The 15,269-nt window shown below is 73.1% G+C and carries 13 protein-coding genes; 7 read left to right on the top strand and 6 right to left on the bottom strand.

What is annotated here, in order from left to right; genetic code table 11:
* The first annotated feature begins 74 nt into the window (after positions 1-74).
* The gene (locus AC07AZ_RS01660; RefSeq protein WP_478842649.1) at positions 75-518 is read left to right on the top strand and encodes a cupredoxin domain-containing protein; all 444 of its coding nucleotides are present in this window, start codon (positions 75-77) and stop codon (positions 516-518) included.
* Between the two features lie 161 nt (positions 519-679).
* Positions 680-1,216 carry a DUF2231 domain-containing protein gene (locus AC07AZ_RS01655; protein ID WP_478842647.1) on the top strand — a complete coding sequence of 179 codons (537 nt, stop codon included), beginning with the start codon at positions 680-682 and terminating at the stop codon, positions 1,214-1,216.
* A gap of 95 nt (positions 1,217-1,311) precedes the next feature.
* Here the strand turns inward: AC07AZ_RS01655 and AC07AZ_RS01650 are convergent, their stop codons facing one another.
* Together AC07AZ_RS01650 and AC07AZ_RS01645 are read right to left on the bottom strand one after the other, a co-directional pair.
* On the bottom strand, positions 1,312-2,037 hold the full coding sequence (locus AC07AZ_RS01650) for a phosphatase PAP2 family protein (protein ID WP_478842645.1): 726 nt from the start codon (positions 2,035-2,037) through the stop codon (positions 1,312-1,314).
* 31 nt (positions 2,038-2,068) lie between these two features.
* Positions 2,069-2,737, bottom strand: coding sequence for a DedA family protein (locus AC07AZ_RS01645; RefSeq protein WP_478842643.1), 669 nt, complete (start codon positions 2,735-2,737; stop codon positions 2,069-2,071).
* Between the two features lie 119 nt (positions 2,738-2,856).
* Here AC07AZ_RS01645 and AC07AZ_RS01640 point away from each other — a divergent pair, with 119 nt between their 5' ends.
* Together AC07AZ_RS01640 and AC07AZ_RS01635 are read left to right on the top strand one after the other, a co-directional pair.
* The gene (locus AC07AZ_RS01640) at positions 2,857-3,228 is read left to right on the top strand and encodes a BlaI/MecI/CopY family transcriptional regulator (RefSeq protein WP_478842641.1); all 372 of its coding nucleotides are present in this window, start codon (positions 2,857-2,859) and stop codon (positions 3,226-3,228) included.
* Positions 3,225-4,154: a M48 family metalloprotease gene (locus tag AC07AZ_RS01635; RefSeq protein ID WP_478842639.1), complete on the top strand. Its 930-nt coding sequence runs from the start codon at positions 3,225-3,227 to the stop codon at positions 4,152-4,154. Before AC07AZ_RS01640 ends, AC07AZ_RS01635 begins: the two co-directional genes overlap by 4 nt.
* 107 nt (positions 4,155-4,261) lie before the next feature.
* On the opposite strand, the gene AC07AZ_RS01630 is transcribed toward AC07AZ_RS01635, so the two are convergent.
* The gene (locus AC07AZ_RS01630; protein ID WP_478842637.1) at positions 4,262-5,419 is read right to left on the bottom strand and encodes a magnesium and cobalt transport protein CorA; all 1,158 of its coding nucleotides are present in this window, start codon (positions 5,417-5,419) and stop codon (positions 4,262-4,264) included.
* A gap of 302 nt (positions 5,420-5,721) precedes the next feature.
* Here AC07AZ_RS01630 and AC07AZ_RS01625 point away from each other — a divergent pair, with 302 nt between their 5' ends.
* Positions 5,722-6,828, top strand: a complete 1,107-nt coding sequence (locus AC07AZ_RS01625) for a winged helix DNA-binding domain-containing protein (RefSeq protein WP_478842635.1) — start codon at positions 5,722-5,724, stop codon at positions 6,826-6,828.
* A gap of 127 nt (positions 6,829-6,955) precedes the next feature.
* Here the strand turns inward: AC07AZ_RS01625 and AC07AZ_RS01620 are convergent, their stop codons facing one another.
* From AC07AZ_RS01620 to AC07AZ_RS01610, 3 genes are all read right to left on the bottom strand, one after another.
* Positions 6,956-7,747, bottom strand: a complete 792-nt coding sequence (locus AC07AZ_RS01620; RefSeq protein WP_478842633.1) for a S1 family peptidase — start codon at positions 7,745-7,747, stop codon at positions 6,956-6,958.
* Positions 7,748-7,947: 200 nt separating this feature from the next.
* Positions 7,948-10,755 carry a helix-turn-helix transcriptional regulator gene (locus tag AC07AZ_RS01615; RefSeq protein ID WP_478842631.1) on the bottom strand — a complete coding sequence of 936 codons (2,808 nt, stop codon included), beginning with the start codon at positions 10,753-10,755 and terminating at the stop codon, positions 7,948-7,950.
* A 186-nt stretch (positions 10,756-10,941) separates the two neighbouring features.
* Positions 10,942-11,739 (bottom strand): helix-turn-helix transcriptional regulator, encoded by a 798-nt coding sequence (locus tag AC07AZ_RS01610; RefSeq protein WP_478843417.1) that lies wholly within the window; start codon positions 11,737-11,739, stop codon positions 10,942-10,944.
* Positions 11,740-11,961: 222 nt separating this feature from the next.
* On the opposite strand from AC07AZ_RS01610, the gene AC07AZ_RS01605 reads away from it, so the two are divergent.
* Together AC07AZ_RS01605 and AC07AZ_RS01600 are read left to right on the top strand one after the other, a co-directional pair.
* Positions 11,962-13,626 (top strand): AMP-binding protein, encoded by a 1,665-nt coding sequence (locus AC07AZ_RS01605; protein ID WP_478842629.1) that lies wholly within the window; start codon positions 11,962-11,964, stop codon positions 13,624-13,626.
* Positions 13,623-15,260, top strand: a complete 1,638-nt coding sequence (locus tag AC07AZ_RS01600; RefSeq protein WP_478842627.1) for an AMP-binding protein — start codon at positions 13,623-13,625, stop codon at positions 15,258-15,260. Before AC07AZ_RS01605 ends, AC07AZ_RS01600 begins: the two co-directional genes overlap by 4 nt.
* Positions 15,261-15,269: the final 9 nt, after the last annotated feature.

The raw sequence follows: 15,269 nt of genomic DNA, 5'->3' as shown, positions 1-15,269 counted from the left end.
TAGGAGAGGTCTCATCCTGTGACATACGCGGACACAAGGGCCGCTCGCGGGGAGCCTCACGGGAGGTGAGCCACATGGCGATCCCAGCACCCATGACCCGTACGGCACTCCGCGGCGCCGCGGTGGCCTTCTGCTCCGCTCTCGTCCTCGCCGCCTGCTCCGGCGGCGGCGGGGGTGGGGGTGGAGGCGGCGGTCAGTCGAGCAGCGCGGCCGGCTCCGGTGCGCATACGGCCGGTCAGGGGACCCGGGTGACGGTCACCGAGACCGAGTACGGGCTGAAGCTGTCCCGGGCGTCGTTCGCACCCGGCACCTACACCTTCGTGACAGACAACGCCGGCAGGGTCACGCACGCCCTGTCCGTCGACGGGCCCGGTGTGCGGGACGCCAGGACCAGGAACATCCAGGGCGGCCAGACGGCGACGCTGACAGTGACCCTCAAGAAGGGCACGTACGACGTGTACTGTCCGGTCGACGGTCACCAGCAGCTCGGCATGGACCAGCACATCAGGGTCGGCTGAGACAACGCCGGTGTCCTGTGGCGCACTTCGCCGGGTTTGCCGGGCGCGGGTTGAGAGGAAGCTGAGAGATTCCTGTGTCAGGCTGACGCGCCCCACCGGCCGCCACGGCGAGACCGTGCGCGCGTCGGCTTCGCGCGGTCGCTTCCTGGAGGAAACACCCGATGAGCCTCACCGTGGTCGACGGTCTGCCCGCACACGTCCTGATCGTGCACTTCGTCGTCGTACTCGTTCCCCTGTGCGCACTGGCGGTCGTGGTCGCCGCGGTGTGGCCGAGTGCCGCCCGGCGCATGGGAGTGGTGCTGCCGCTGCTGGCCCTGGTGACGCTGGCGAGCGTGCCGCTGGCCTCGCACGCCGGGGAGTGGCTGGAGGAGCACGTGGCCGGCACCGCCCTGGTGCGCAGGCACGCCGAACTGGGCGACGGACTGCTCCCGTGGGCCGCGGGCCTGTTCCTGCTGGCGACCGTGGTCTGGTGGACGGCCCGCAGGCCGGCCGCGGCGGAGGCCGGTTCGGGAGAGCGGGCCGGAGGTGTCGCGTCCCGGCCCGCGTCGGTCGTCCGGGTCGCGGCGGCGGTGCTGTGTGTCGGGGTGGCGGCGGGCGCCGTCGTGGACGTGTACCGGATAGGGGACTCCGGGGCGAAGGCCGCCTGGCAGAACGGCTACTCGAAGACCGCCCGGGGCGACCGGAACGGCAACGGCTGACAGCCGCCCCCTCTCTCGGTCGCTCCCGGGAGAGGCCCCGCGCGGGGCACCCGAACCACCGGCCCACGCCGCCCGCCCCGGCACCCGGCGGCCCTTCACCCAGGCTGTGATCGTCCGTCCCGGCCGGGTTCCCGCGCGGGGGGCGCCGTCGGTTCGGCGCGGGCCCGAGCGGGGTGCGTGAGGAACAGGTCGGGCAGCGACCAGGCCAGGACGCACACCCATATGCCCAGCCAGCCGATGCTCAGCAGCCAGCCGCCGATCACGTCGGTGAACCAGTGCACCCCGAGATAGACGCGGGTCAGGCCGACCAGTACGGCCCAGCAGCCCGCGACGACGGCGAACAGGGTTCTTCCGCGCGGGGCGCGCAGGAGTATCGCCAGGATCAGCAGCCCGGCGGTGAGGGCCGCAGTGGTGGTGTGCCCGGAGGGGAAGGCCCAGCCGGAGGCGTGCACCTCCCAGTCCGCGCGGGGCGGGCGGGCCCGTGCGACCAGCGTCATCATGCCGTAGCGCACGGCCTGTCCCGAGGCCAGGCACAAGACGGCGAGGCCGGCGGCGAGCACGCGGTGGCGGGTGGCGTGAACCGCGAGGACGCCGGCCAGCAGGGCGAGGACGTACGGCACGGGGCCTGTCCCGGTGGCGGTGACGGCGCGGGCCAGTGCCACGGCCACGCCGGGGCGGTGGGCCACGGACCAGGCGTGCAGCCCGTGATCGGCGGGCAGCGGGCTTCCGTCGCCGACCAGGAACAGGGTCAGCACGCAGAAGCCCATCAGCGCTCCGACGCCGACGCTTCCCGCCAGATCTGCGACCTTGCCCCGGCTCATGACGCCACCGCCGCCGCACACGCTCGGGTGGTCATCCGCGCGCCTCCTTCTCCTTCGCCGCCCGCCGGGAGCGGTACACCTCGGCGGCCAGCGGAATCAGCGAGACGACGACGATCACCGCCACGAGGGGCAGCAGATACCGGTCCACATCGGGGATCGCGGACCCCAGCGCGTACCCGGCGAGGGTAAGGCCCAGGCTCCAGACGAGGCCGCCGGCCGTCTGCCAGACGGTGAACGTACGCACCGGCACCCGAAGGGCGCCCGCCATCGGGTTCAGCACCGTCCGCACCACCGGCACGAAACGGGCCAGCACGATCGCCTTCGCGTACCCGTACTTCTCCAGCAGTTCCTCGGCCCGCCGCGCCCCTTCGTGCAGCCGGGCCGAGGAGCTGCGGGCGAGCAGCGCGCCGCCTCCTCTTCTCCCGAGCACGTACCCGCACTGTGCGCCGGCGAGCGCACCCACGGCGGCGGCGGCCAGCAGCGGTCCCAGCGACAGCCGCACCCCGCTGTCGGCGGTGCCGGTGCACAGCAGCCCCGCAGTGAACAGCAGGGAGTCGCCGGGCAGGAAGAAGCCGATCAGCAGACCCGTCTCGGCGAAGAGCACCACACCGACGCCCAGCACCCCGAAAGCGGCCAGCAGTGAGTGCGCGTCCAGCACGTTCACAGCGAGCTGCGACGATAGGTGCATGGGTGTGTTCATCGTCGTGAGCCCCTCAGTCCGGACGCGGCGGGTGCGGCGGCACGGCACCCGGCAGATTGACTACAATCCTGTAGACGGTCTACTGAACTGTAGACGATAGCGGGGGGAGGGTCGTTCCCATGACCGACACCAACGACGAGCGGCGGCCGGCCGGCGAACTGGAGGCCGCCGTCATGGCCGCCCTCTGGGCCGCGGGTGCGCCGCTCACGCCGGGCCGCGTACAGCAGGAACTCGCGTCCGACCTGGCCCGTACGACCGTGACGACCATCCTGTCCCGGCTGCACGAGAAGGGCGTCGTCGACCGAGAGCAGCAGGGACGCGGCTACGCCTACTACCCGGTCCACGACGCCGCCGGGCTGACCGCGCGGCGCATGCACGGCGAACTCGACCGGGACGCCGACCGCGAGACCGTCCTCGCGCGGTTCGTCGCCCAGCTCAGTCCGGACGACGAAGAGGTGCTGCGCCGACTGCTGGAGGCCGACCAGGCATGATCCTTCTGCTGCTGGTTCCCCTCCTGGTGCCCCTGGCCGCGCCGCCGCTGGCGCGCCGTGCCCTCGACCGTCTGGCGCCGGTCACCGCGTTGTGGGCGCTGACCGCCGCCTGCCTCGCCCTGGCGGGGGCATGTGTGGCGGCTCTCGGGGCCGTCGTGCTGACCGCGCTGCTCAAGATCCCCGCGTTCGCCGCGCTGGGCGAACTCGTCCACCCGCTGCGCACCCCTTCGGACCTCGTCGTCGTCCCCGCGGCCGTGTCGGCGGCCGGTGTGCTGACCGTCGGCGTCTGGGCGCTCGGACGTTCGGCCGTACGACAGGTCGGCGCCTTCCGCGCCGCCCGCACCCAGGCCGACCGGCGCCCCGCCGCCGGTGACCTGTGCGTCATCGACTCGCCCCACCCCGACGCGTACGCGCTGCCGGGGCGCCCGCACCGCATCGTGGTCACCACCGCGATGCTGCGCAGCCTCGACGCGGCCGAGCGTGAAGCGCTGTTCGCCCATGAGCGCGCCCACAACGCCGGCCGCCATCACTACGCCCTCGCCGCGGCGGAACTCGCCGCCCACTGCCACCCCTCCCTGCGCGCGACCCGCGCCACCGTCCGGCTCGCCGCGGAACGCGCCGCCGACGAGGCCGCGGCCGCCGCTGTCGGAGACCGGCGCCTGACCGCCCGGGCCATCGCCCGCGCGGCCCTCGCCGGCCGGCACTCCCGCACCACCCGCCCGGCCTTCACCCCCGCCGCGACCACCGGTCCCGTCCCCCAGCGGGTCGCCGCCCTCCTCGCACCGCCCGGCTCCCGCCCGCGCGCCGCCCGCTGGACCGCCCTGCTCCTCGCCGCCTGCGCGACGCTCTCGGTCGCCACCGCGACCGCCGGCGTGCTCACCGTCCACCACGAGGTCGAGGTGGCCCAGGGCGAGGAGAGCCCCTGACGCCCACTGAAACTGCCCCCCGATCACGCCCGCCCCTCACGGCCGATCACGCCCGCCCCTCACGGCCGGTCCCGCGCGCCCCTGAGAGCCGGTCCCGCGCCCGTCCCTCACAGCCAGTCCCGCCGCTTGAAGATCACGTACAGGCTGACGCAGACCACCCCCATCAGGCCGATCGCGAACGGGTACCCGAACCGCCAGCTCAACTCGGGCATGTGGTCGAAGTTCATGCCGTAGATCGTCCCCACCAGCGTCGGCGCGAACAGGATCGCCGCCCAGGAGGAGATCTTCTTGATCTCCTCGTTCTGTTCGAACCCCGCCTCCGCCAACGCCCGCATCTCCGCGTTCTGTTGCTGGGTGACCAGGGTCGCGTTCACCGTGAGGATGTCCTGGAGGGCCTGGCGGAAGCCGTCGACGCGTTCGCTGGTGTGGGTCACGTGGTCGGCGACGTCGCGGAGGTAGCGCTGGAGTTCCTCGTCGGTGCGGTACTTCGCGAAGCCGGCCATGAGACCGTGCAGCATGCCGACGAGGGGACGCGTGGCGCGCTGGAACTCGACCATCTCGCGGGACAGTTCGTAGATGCGGCGGGAGACCTCGGGGTCGCCGCGGAACACCTCGGTCTCGATCTCGTCGATGTCGTTCTGGACGCCGGCCACGACCGGCGCGTAGCCGTCGACCACCGCGTCGAGGATCGCGTACAGCACCGCCTCCGGACCCAGGTTCAGCAGTTCCGGCGTCTCCTCCATGCGGCGGCGGACCGCCGACAGGTCGGGCGCCGCGCCGTGCCGGACCGTGATGACGAAGTCCGGACCCACGAACACGTGCAGTTCGCCGAAGTCGACCTCCTCCGGGGCGTCGAGGTAGCGGGCCGCGCGCAGGACGACGAAGAGGGTCTCGCCGTAGCGTTCCAGCTTCGGGCGCTGGTGTGCCTCCATCGCGTCCTCGACCGCGAGCGGATGCAGGTCGAACTCCGCCGCCAGCGTGAGCAGTTCGCTCTCGGTAGGGCGGGCCAGACCGATCCAGGCCATGCCGGAGGGCTGCTCGCGCAGTTCGCGGAAGGTGTCGGCGAGGGTGGCGGGGGAGGAGACCCGTACACCGTCCCGGTACAGGGCCGCCTGCACGATGCTCGGCGGTTCCGGCTCCGGTCCGGGCGCCGCGGTGCCGGCCGGCGGCGGCTCCTGGGACGGCGGGGACGGCGGGGCGAGGGCGCGGCGCCAGGCGGACTTCACGGGGTTCCTCGAGGTCGGTCGGGCGCGTCGCTCGGGCATGGCGGCTGCCTCTCGGTCTCGGTCCGGGCGCTTCGGTCGGTCGTCCCGGGGCGCGGGAGGTGCGGCACGCGCCGCACCGGTGGGGGCCCGCCGCGCCGGCGGCCGTACCCGCCGCGTCCCGCTCACCCGCTGGTCAGGCACCGCGGCCCGCTCCGGGCTGTGCGGCGGGACACGGTCTGGCCACCCTGGGCGTGATCACGGGCAGGATATACGGGATAAACGGGATCGGAGTGGTCGGCCGGGGCCGGATTCCGCCGGAGTCGCGGACAGAAGGTGTCCGCGAGCGGCACTAGCGTGCACGCATGACGAAGACGCCCGCGGCGGCTCCGCTGCTCGACGCCCGCGCGCTGAACCGCGCGACCCTGGACCGCCATTTGCTGCTGCGCCGCTCGTCGCTGTCCGCCCGGGACGCCGTGGAGCACCTCCTCGGCCTCCAGGCGCAGAACGTCAGGCCGCCCTACTACGCGCTGGCCGCCCGGCTGGACGGCTTCACCCCGGAGGAGCTGTCGGGTCTGATGGCCCGCCGGGAGATCGTCCGGATCGTCACCATGCGCTCGACGATCCACACCCACACCGCCGACGACTGCCTCACCCTGCGCCCGCTCGTACAGGCCGCGCGCGACCGGGAGCTCGGCGGCTTCCGCAAGGGCCTCGAAGGAGTCGACCTCGACCGGCTCGCCGTACTGGCCCGGGATCTCGTCGAGGACGAGCCGCGCACCATGAAGGAGTTGCGCGAGGCGCTGCTCACCGAGTGGCCGGACGCCGACCCGCAGGCCCTGGCCGTCGCCGCCCGCTGTCGGCTGCCCCTCGTGCAGGTCACCCCGCGCGGGCTGTGGGGCCGCAGCGGGCAGGTCGCCCTCACCACCGCCGAACACTGGCTCGGCCGTCCCGCGCGGCCCGCCCCGGCGCCCGACCCCACCGTGCTGCGCTACCTCGCCGCCTTCGGTCCCGCGTCCGTCAAGGACATGCAGACCTGGGCGGGCCTGACCCGGCTGCGGGACGCCTTCGAACGCCTCCGACCCCGGCTGCTCACCTTCCGCGACGAGCGGGGCGTGGAGCTCTTCGACCTGCCGGACGCGCCCCGCCCCGACCCCGCCACCCCGGCCCCGCCCCGCTTCCTGCCCGAGTTCGACAACCTGCTGCTCTCGCACGCCGACCGCACCCGGGTCGTGCCGCCCGCGTACCGGGGTCGCGCCTGGCAGGGAAACCAGGCGTACAGCACCCTCCTGGTCGACGGTTTCCTCGCCGGCGTATGGCGGCTGGAGGAGACCGCGCTCGTCGTCGAGCCGTTCGGCACACTCGGCCGGGTGCGGCGCGACGAGGTCACGGCGGAGGGGGAGCGGATGCTGCGGGTGATGCACCCCGGAGGGTCGTACGACATCCGGTTCGGGGCGGTGCTGCGACGCTGACGGCGGCCGGAACGGCGAGGCGCGGGCGCGGCACCAGGACGTGGACAGGGGGCGTTGCGGGCTGCTCGTGGTGGCTCGCAACGCCCCCTGGCTCATACCTGAGTGATACTCAGGAAACCTTCTGAGGCTATGAGTTGACCTGTGTGGTCACCAGGCTGGAGAAGGTGGTCAGCCGGGTGTAGACACCCGGGTAACCGGCCTCCGCGCAGCCCTCGCCCCAAGAAGTGATCCCTGCCAGGACGCCCCCGATGAGCAGGGGACCGCCGCTGTCGCCCTGGCAGGTGTCTACGCCACCGGATGTGTATCCGGCGCACACCATGTCGCTCGCGACGAAGTCGGAGCCGTAGGAACTGCTGCAGCTGGAGTTGGACACGATCGGCACGGTCGCGGTCCGCAGCTGGTTGGAGGAGTTGCCGCTCTCCGAGGTGGTGCCCCAGCCGATGATGCGGGCGGTGGTGCCGGCCGCGTACACGCCGGTCTGGGAGGAGGAGACGTAGGACGCCGTGGTGTACGGCATCGACGTCGACAGGGTCAGCACGGCCACGTCGTCGCCGTTGGTGGCGTCCGTGTAGTCGGGGTTGATCCAGATCCTGCTGACCCGGGAGACGGTGCCGTTCGTGCCGTTCAGGTAGGTGCGGCCGCCCACGACGCGGACGCTGCCGGTGGTCTCGCCGACCATGCAGTGGGCGGCCGTGACCACCTTGGTCGCCGACACCAGGGTGCCGCCGCAGAACTGGTTCTGCGAGGCGTCGGTGATCTGCATCATGAACGGGTACGTCGTCGTGGTGGTCGTCGAACCGCCCACGATGGGCTGGGGGGCGGCCACGGCGGTGGGGGCGCCGAGCAGTGCGGTCGCGGCGGCGGCGGCGGTCGCTGCGACGACGGCGGCGGTCCTTCTTGCGCGGGTGAGCCCGAACATGAGTCTCCTCAGTGTGGGTTGCCGGTGGGGGGACGCGCGGGTGGGGTGTGACCGGGAGTCGCGGGAACGACCCCCGTATGCCCGGGCGAGCGGCATGCCCTTACGCTAGGACCGGGTGCACCCTCGTCCCAATGAGGGAACCCCCTAAGGGAGTTGGGCAGGGTTAACCCTCGGTCGCGCTCAGTGAACCGGGGCCGGCGTCACTTCGGGTGGCGCCCCGCCGCCAGCCGGACGATGTCCACCCGGGAACGGATGCCGAGCTTGCGGTAGACCCGGGTGAGGGTCGCCTCGACCGTCTTGACGCTGATGAACAGCCGCCCCGCTATCTCCCGGTTGGTGGCGCCCTCCATGACCAGGGCCGCCACCTGACGCTCCATCGCGGCGAGACCGTCCAGCGCGTCGAGCGCGGGGGCGGGCGCCGGCGCGGGCTTCGCCGGGGCGGCCGCCGCGGCGGCCTCCACCTGGCGCAGCCAGGGCAGCGCGCGGCAGCGCCGGAACAGCCGGGCCGCCTCGTCGTACGAGGCCGGCCCGGTGCTGGTGCGCAGCGAGGCCAGCGCGAACGCGGCCCGCGCCTCCTCCAGGCCGTATCCCAGCTTGGCCAGCCGGTCCTGAACGGACGTCAGCTGCGCGACGGCGGCGTCCTCGTCACCGCGCGCGGCCCGCACGAGGGCCTCCGCCCGGTCCAGTACGGCCAGTACGCTCTCGCGTTCCAGCCGCAGCGCGTGTTCCCGTGTCACGTTGACGACGTCCTGGGCCTCGGCGAGCTCGCCGACGCGCACGAGGGCCTCGGCGAGGTCGCCGTGCCAGCGGCCGCGCGCGGGGTCGGTGATGCCGAGCGCGTGCTCCAACTCCCGTACCCGGCGCAGCGACCGGACCGTTCCCTCGGGATCCCCGGCGACCAGCTGGGCGTGGCCCAGGGCGGCGAGGGTGCGGGAGATGTACATCTGGTCGCCGTCCTCCTCGGCGTGCTCCACCGCTTCCCGGGCCAGCGCGAGGGCCCGGTCGACGTCCCCGCCGGAGGCCTCCGCGAGTGAGGTGAGCAGGGCGGAGGCCACCCGGCCGATGCCGGAGTCGCGGGCCAGGCGCAGGCTCTCGCGGGCCAGGTCGAGGGCCCGGCCGCAGTGGCCCGAGCGCAGTTCGGTCTCGGCGAGCAGGCGCAGGAAGTGCACCTCGCTCTCGACCATGCCGCGCCGGCGCACCTCGCGCAGCAGGGCGGTGACGGTGTTGCGGGCCTCGGCCAGCTGGTCGCTCATGATCAGCCAGCGGAAGCGGGTCGAGCCCGCGCCGTTGTGGTGGCACGCCACCTGCGGGTCCTGGGGTTCCTTCAGGGCCCGTTTGATGGTGGCGGGCGCGTCCGGGTGGCCCATCAGGGTCTCGGTCTGCGCCTGGAACGCGAGTGCGAGCAGTTCGGTGCGCCGGTCGCCTGCCCGGGCGGCCAGCTCCGCCGCGTGCGCGGCCTGCTCCCGCCCTTCGGCGAAGTCGCCCTCGACCACGAGTCCGCGCCAGGCGAGCTGGTAGTGGACCAGGGCGAGCAGCCGGGGATCGTCGCCGGCGTCGGCCAGGGCCTGCGGGAAGACGGCGTCCACGTCGCCGAGGGCCTGTCCGGCCGCCTCGATCACCACCATCCAGGCCCGCACCCGGTCCGCGGGGACGGTGGCCCGGCCGAGCACGTCGTGGGCGATGTCGCGGGCGAGATCGACCTCTCCCGAGGTGATGGCGTCCTCGGCGGCCTGCAACCGGCGCTCGTCCGGGGCCGGTGTGCTGTCGGCGGGGGTGTGCCGGGCGGCGAGCAGGCCCATCGAGGCGGCCACCGAGGGTGCCCCGCGGTCCCGGGCCAGGGTGGCGGCCTCGGCGAGCCGGGCGGCCACGTCGGGGTCGGTTCCGGTGGTCGCCAGGGCCAGGTGCCGGGCGCGTTCGATGGGGTCGGAGGCGGCGGTGGACAGCGCGGCGTGCGCGGCCCGCCGGTCCTGGGCGGGGGCCTCGGCGTAGAGCGCGGCGGAGATCAGCGGGTGCGCGAACCGTACGGCGGGACCCTCGGGCTCGGTCGCGAGCAGCCCGAGCTCGGCCGCCTGGGCCGTCTCGGCCTCGGCGTTGCCCCGGCCGGCCGCGTGCAGCAGGGCGACGGTGGGGCGGGCGCCCGCGCTGGCCACGAGCAGGGTGCGGCGGGCCTCGTAGGAGAGCATCTCCAGCCGGTTCAGCACCAGGGCGCGCAGCGAGGTGGGCACCGGCAGCGGCTCGCCCGGCCGGGGCGGGGTCGGGTTCTCGGCCAGCGCGCGGCCGAGTTCGAGGGCGAACAGCGGGTTGCCGCCGCTGGTGCGGTGGATGTCGCGGACGGTGGAGCGGGGCAGGCCGGTGTAGCCGCGGTCGTCGAGCAGCGCGGAGACCTGGGCGCGGGTGAGCGGGCCGAGCCGGACGGCGACGGTGTCGGGCGGGGACGCGCGTAGATGGCGGTCGTACTCCTGTCCCTCGGTCCGCACCGCGAACAGCATCTGGACGGGGGTGTCGCCGAGGCGGCGGGCGGCGAAGCCGAGCAGTTCCGCACTGGCCGGATCGAGCCACTGCAGGTCGTCGGCGACGACCAGGACGGGGCCCTTGACGGCGAGCGCGCGCAGCGCGGACAGCACGGCGAGGCGCAGCGCGAGTCCGTCGCGCTGGAGGGTGGACTCGCCGCGGCCGGTGAGCGCCGACTCCAGGGCCGTGCGCTGGGCGGCGGGGAGCTGGTCGGAGACCTCGCCGAGGCGCAGACCGAGGAGGTCGGCCAGGGCGAGGAAGGGCAGGTGGGATTCGGACTCGGTCGCCGAGCAGCGCAGCACGGTCCGCGCGGACTCGCCGTATTCCGCGGCCAATGACCGCAGGACGGTCGATTTTCCTATTCCGGCGGGGCCGTGCAGCAGCACGCTGCCACCCCGCCTGAGCTGGTCACGAGCGGCTGTGAGCAGCTCCTCCCGGCCGATGACCAGGTCGGAGTGGCACTTGGCAGACTCCTGGAAGTCCCGTCGCACGGTCACCGCTCCCCTCCCATGTCGTGTTACGGCCAAATTCTAGGCAACAACTCTTTGAAATTCGGACGGACGGCGTGGTGAGGGATATAACAAGAAGGTGAGGCATGGATAAATTCAATGAGTGTCTCAATGAATACCATCCAACTGTTGTGCTCATGCCAAATCCCTGAAGGCGCCGGAAAACCCGCCCGGCTACGGCAGCACCCCCGCCCGACGTGCGGCGACGACCGCCTCCCCGCGGGTCCGGGCCCCGAGTTTGCGCATCGCCGAGCGCAGATATCCCTTCACCGTCTCGGCCCGCACACCCAGCCGGTCCGCCGCCGCCGCGTTGGTGGCCCCCGCGGCCACGCACGCCAGGACGTCCAGCTCCCGCGGGGCCAGACCCGCCCCCGGCGCCGTCGCCGGCCCGCCCGCCAGCAGATCGCAGGCGCCCAGCAGCTCGGCCCGCAGCGCGGGGTCGGTCAGCCGGGGTGCCAGCGCCCGCAGGGCCGCATGGGCCTCCCGCACCCGCTCCAGCGCGGCCCCCGCTCCGGGAACACCGGCCGGCTCGGCCCGCGCGGCGGCCAGCACCGCCCGCGCCTCGTCGCGTACGGCCCGCGCCTCGTCCCGCAGGACCAGCGCCTGTTCCACGTCCCGCGCCGCCTGCATCGCGGCACTCAGCGTGCGGTCGCCCAGCGGCTGGGCCGTGCGCAGAGCGCCGTACAGCACACCGCGCACCCGCCGCCGTACGACCACCGGTACCGCCAGCACCGAGCGCAGCCCCTCGGTGGCGACGGCGGTGTCGTACTCGTGGCTGATCTGCCGTGAGGAGGAGTAGTCCGTCACCGCGCAGGGGCGGGCCAGGGCCACCGCCTTGCCGCCCAGGCCGTTGCCGGCGGTCACCGCGAGCGCGCTCAGCGCGGGGGTGGCCGTGCCGCACAGCTCGCTGATGCGCATCTGCGGCCGCCCGCCGTCCACCAGACCGCCGAAGGCGACCGGGAGCCCGGTCATGTGCCGCAGCCGGATCAGCGCGCCGCGGATCTCCACGGCTCCGGTTGCCCCGATCGGGTCTACTGCCACTGCCCCACCCCTTCTGTGCGGCGCACACCCCCGTACGGGGGTAGTGAGACCTGCATCACGGATTACACGATGGCAGAGAGCCGCCCGGCAATGGTCCGGCACCGAGCGGGCGTGCGGCGAGCCCCCGAGGTGGACGACCGAAGAGGAGTACAGATGACGACGGAGTCCTTCCGCAGCGCGCGGGATTTCCTGCTGGCCCACCGCGAGGACTGGACCGCGGCCTACGAGGGCTTCTCCTGGCCCCGGCCCCGGCACTTCAACTGGGCGCTCGACTGGTTCGACGTCATCGCGGCGGGAAACGAGCGGACCGCGCTGCACATCGTCGAGGAGGACGGCACCGAGACCGTGCGGTCCTTCGCCGAGATGTCCGAGCGCTCCGACCGGGTCGCGAACCGGCTGCGCGCGTGGGGGGTGCGCGCCGAGGACCGCATCCTCGTCATGCTCGGCAACCAGGCCGAGCTGTGGGAGACCGCCCTGGCCGCGATGAAACTGCGCGCCGTCGTCATCCCCGCCACCCCGCTCCTGGGACCCGCCGACCTGCGCGACCGGGTCGAGCGCGGTCACGTCCGGCACGTCCTCGCGCGCGCCGAGGACACCGGCAAGTTCGACGAGGTGCCCGGCGCCTACACCCGTACCGCGGTCGGCGGGGCTCCCGCGGGCTGGCAGGCGTACGAGGACGCGTACACGGCCCCCGCCGGCTTCACCCCCGACGGGCCGACCCTCGCCGACGACCCGCTGATGCTGTACTTCACCTCCGGCACCACCGCCCGCCCCAAGCTCGTCGAACACACCCACGCGTCCTACCCGATCGGGCACCTGGCGACCATGTACTGGATCGGCCTCAAGCCCGGTGACGTGCACCTGAACATCTCCTCGCCGGGCTGGGCCAAGCACGCCTGGTCCAACCTGTTCGCGCCGTGGAACGCGGAGGCGACCGTCTTCCTGCACAACTACACGCGTTTCGACGCCCCCCGTCTGCTGGCCGAGATGGACCGCGCCGGCGTGACCACCTTCTGCGCCCCGCCGACCGTGTGGCGCATGCTCATCCAGGCCGACCTGACCCAGCTGCGGACCCCGCCCCGCGAGGCCGTGGCGGCCGGCGAACCGCTCAACCCCGAGGTCATCGAGCAGGTCCGGCGCGCCTGGGGGGTGACCATCCGGGACGGCTTCGGCCAGACCGAGACCGCCGTCCAGGTCTCCAACAGTCCCGGACAGCTCCTGAAGACGGGCTCCATGGGCCGGCCCAGCCCGGGATACCGTGTCGAACTCCTCGACCCGGTCTCGGGCGCCCCCGGCGCCACCGAGGGCGAGATCGCCCTCGACCTCTCCGCGAAGCCGGTGGGCCTGATGACGGGCTACCACGGCGACGCCGACCGTACGGCCGAGGCGATGGCCGGCGGCTACTACCGCACCGGCGACATCGGCTCCCGGGACGCCGACGGCTACATCACCTACGTCGGCCGCGCCGACGACGTCTTCAAGGCGTCCGACTACAAGATCTCCCCCTTCGAGCTGGAGAGCGCGCTCCTGGAGCACGAGGCGGTCGCCGAGGCTGCCGTCGTCCCCGCCCCCGACGAACTGCGCCTGGCCGTACCCAAGGCGTACGTCGTGCTCGCGGAGGGCTGGGAGCCCGGCCCCGACACGGCGAAGGTGCTGTTCGACCACTCCCGGCAGGTGCTGGCCCCCTACAAACGGGTCCGCCGGCTGGAGTTCGCCCCCCTGCCCAAGACCGTGTCCGGCAAGATCCGCCGGATCGAGCTGCGTGAGGCCACGGCCGCCGGTTCGGCCGGCGAGTACCGCGAGGAGGACTTCCGGTGACCGAACTCCCGCACAGCGAGGCGCCGTTCGCCCGGCCGTCCTACGCGCACGGCACGAGCGGCACGCCGCTGCTCGGCGACACGATCGGGGCGAACCTGGACCGGGCGGTCGCGGCCTGGCCCGACCGCGAGGCCCTGGTCGACCTGCCGTCCGGCCGGCGCTGGACGTACGCGCGGTTCGCCTCGGACGTCGACCGGCTGGCCCGCGCCCTGCTGGCCGCCGGGATCGAGTCGGGCGACCGGGTGGGCATCTGGGCGGTCAACTGCCCCGAGTGGGTGCTCGTCCAGTACGCCACCGCCCGCATCGGCGCGATCATGGTGAACATCAACCCGGCCTACCGCACCCACGAGGTCGAGTACGTCCTGCGGCAGGCCGGGGTCCGTCTCCTCTTCGCGTCCCTGCGGCACAAGAGCAGCGACTACCGGGCGATGGTCGAGCAAGTGCGCCCCGGATGCCCGCAGTTGCGCGAGACGGTCTACATCGGGGACCCCGGCTGGGAGGCGTTCACCGGGCGCGGAACCCCCGACCTGGACGAGCGGCTGCGCGTGCGCGCGGGTGAACTGTCCTGCGACGACCCGATCAACATCCAGTACACCTCGGGCACCACGGGCTTCCCCAAGGGAGCGACCCTCTCCCACCACAACATCCTCAACAACGGCTATTTCGTCGGCGAGTTGATCGCCTACAGCGAGCAGGACCGGGTCTGCGTGCCGGTGCCGTTCTACCACTGCTTCGGCATGGTCATGGGGAACCTCGCCGCGACCTCGCACGGCGCCTGTCTGGTGATCCCGGCGCCGTCCTTCGACCCGGCGGCGACACTGCGCGCGGTCCAGGAGGAGCGCTGCACCTCCCTGTACGGCGTCCCCACCATGTTCATCGCGGAGTTGAACCTGACGGACTTCGCCGGCTACGACCTGAGCTCCCTGCGCACCGGCATCATGGCCGGTTCACCCTGCCCGGTGGAGGTGATGAAGCGGGTGGTCGCCGAGATGCACATGGCGGAGGTGTCGATCTGCTACGGCATGACCGAGACGTCCCCGGTGTCCCTCCAGACGCGCAGGGACGACGACCTCGAACACCGCACCGGCACCGTCGGACGCGCCCTGCCGCACATCGAGACGAAGGTCGTCGACCCGGCCACCGGAGTGACCCGACGCCGGGGCACGCCGGGCGAGTTGTGCACCCGGGGCTACAGCGTCATGCTCGGCTACTGGAACGCGCCGGAGAGGACCGCCGAGGTCGTGGACGCGGGCCGCTGGATGCACACCGGCGACCTGGCGGTGATGCGGGAGGACGGCTACGTCGAGATCGTCGGCCGCATCAAGGACATGATCATCCGGGGCGGGGAGAACATCTACCCGCGCGAGATCGAGGAGTTCCTCTACGCCCACCCCAAGATCGCTGACGTACAGGTCGTCGGCGTCCCGGACGAGCGCTACGGCGAGGAGGTCGTCGCCTGTGTCATCCCGCGCGATCCGGCCGACCCGCCGACCCTGGAGGACGTGCGCGCGTTCTGCGCGGGACGGCTGGCCCACTACAAGGTCCCGGCCGGGCTGCGCGTCCTCGACGCCTTCCCGATGACGGTCTCCGGCAAGGTGCGCAAGATCGAACTGCGGGAGGGGTACGGCCTGTAGGTCCGGCCG

The organism is Streptomyces sp. NPDC043878 (genome assembly GCF_056435735.1).
This window is presented reverse-complemented; position numbering and strand designations above follow the sequence as displayed.

What these genes read in the sequence shown, in the direction of transcription:
- AC07AZ_RS01660 (WP_478842649.1), top strand. Translation starts at nt 75, where the DNA reads ATGGCGATCCCAGCACCCATGACCCGTACGGCACTCCGCGGCGCCGCG.
- AC07AZ_RS01655 (WP_478842647.1), top strand. Translation starts at nt 680, where the DNA reads ATGAGCCTCACCGTGGTCGACGGTCTGCCCGCACACGTCCTGATCGTG.
- AC07AZ_RS01650 (WP_478842645.1), bottom strand. Translation starts at nt 2,037, where the DNA reads ATGAGCCGGGGCAAGGTCGCAGATCTGGCGGGAAGCGTCGGCGTCGGA.
- AC07AZ_RS01645 (WP_478842643.1), bottom strand. Translation starts at nt 2,737, where the DNA reads ATGAACACACCCATGCACCTATCGTCGCAGCTCGCTGTGAACGTGCTG.
- AC07AZ_RS01640 (WP_478842641.1), top strand. Translation starts at nt 2,857, where the DNA reads ATGACCGACACCAACGACGAGCGGCGGCCGGCCGGCGAACTGGAGGCC.
- AC07AZ_RS01635 (WP_478842639.1), top strand. Translation starts at nt 3,225, where the DNA reads ATGATCCTTCTGCTGCTGGTTCCCCTCCTGGTGCCCCTGGCCGCGCCG.
- AC07AZ_RS01630 (WP_478842637.1), bottom strand. Translation starts at nt 5,419, where the DNA reads ATGCCCGAGCGACGCGCCCGACCGACCTCGAGGAACCCCGTGAAGTCC.
- AC07AZ_RS01625 (WP_478842635.1), top strand. Translation starts at nt 5,722, where the DNA reads ATGACGAAGACGCCCGCGGCGGCTCCGCTGCTCGACGCCCGCGCGCTG.
- AC07AZ_RS01620 (WP_478842633.1), bottom strand. Translation starts at nt 7,747, where the DNA reads ATGTTCGGGCTCACCCGCGCAAGAAGGACCGCCGCCGTCGTCGCAGCG.
- AC07AZ_RS01610 (WP_478843417.1), bottom strand. Translation starts at nt 11,739, where the DNA reads ATGACCGGGCTCCCGGTCGCCTTCGGCGGTCTGGTGGACGGCGGGCGG.
- AC07AZ_RS01605 (WP_478842629.1), top strand. Translation starts at nt 11,962, where the DNA reads ATGACGACGGAGTCCTTCCGCAGCGCGCGGGATTTCCTGCTGGCCCAC.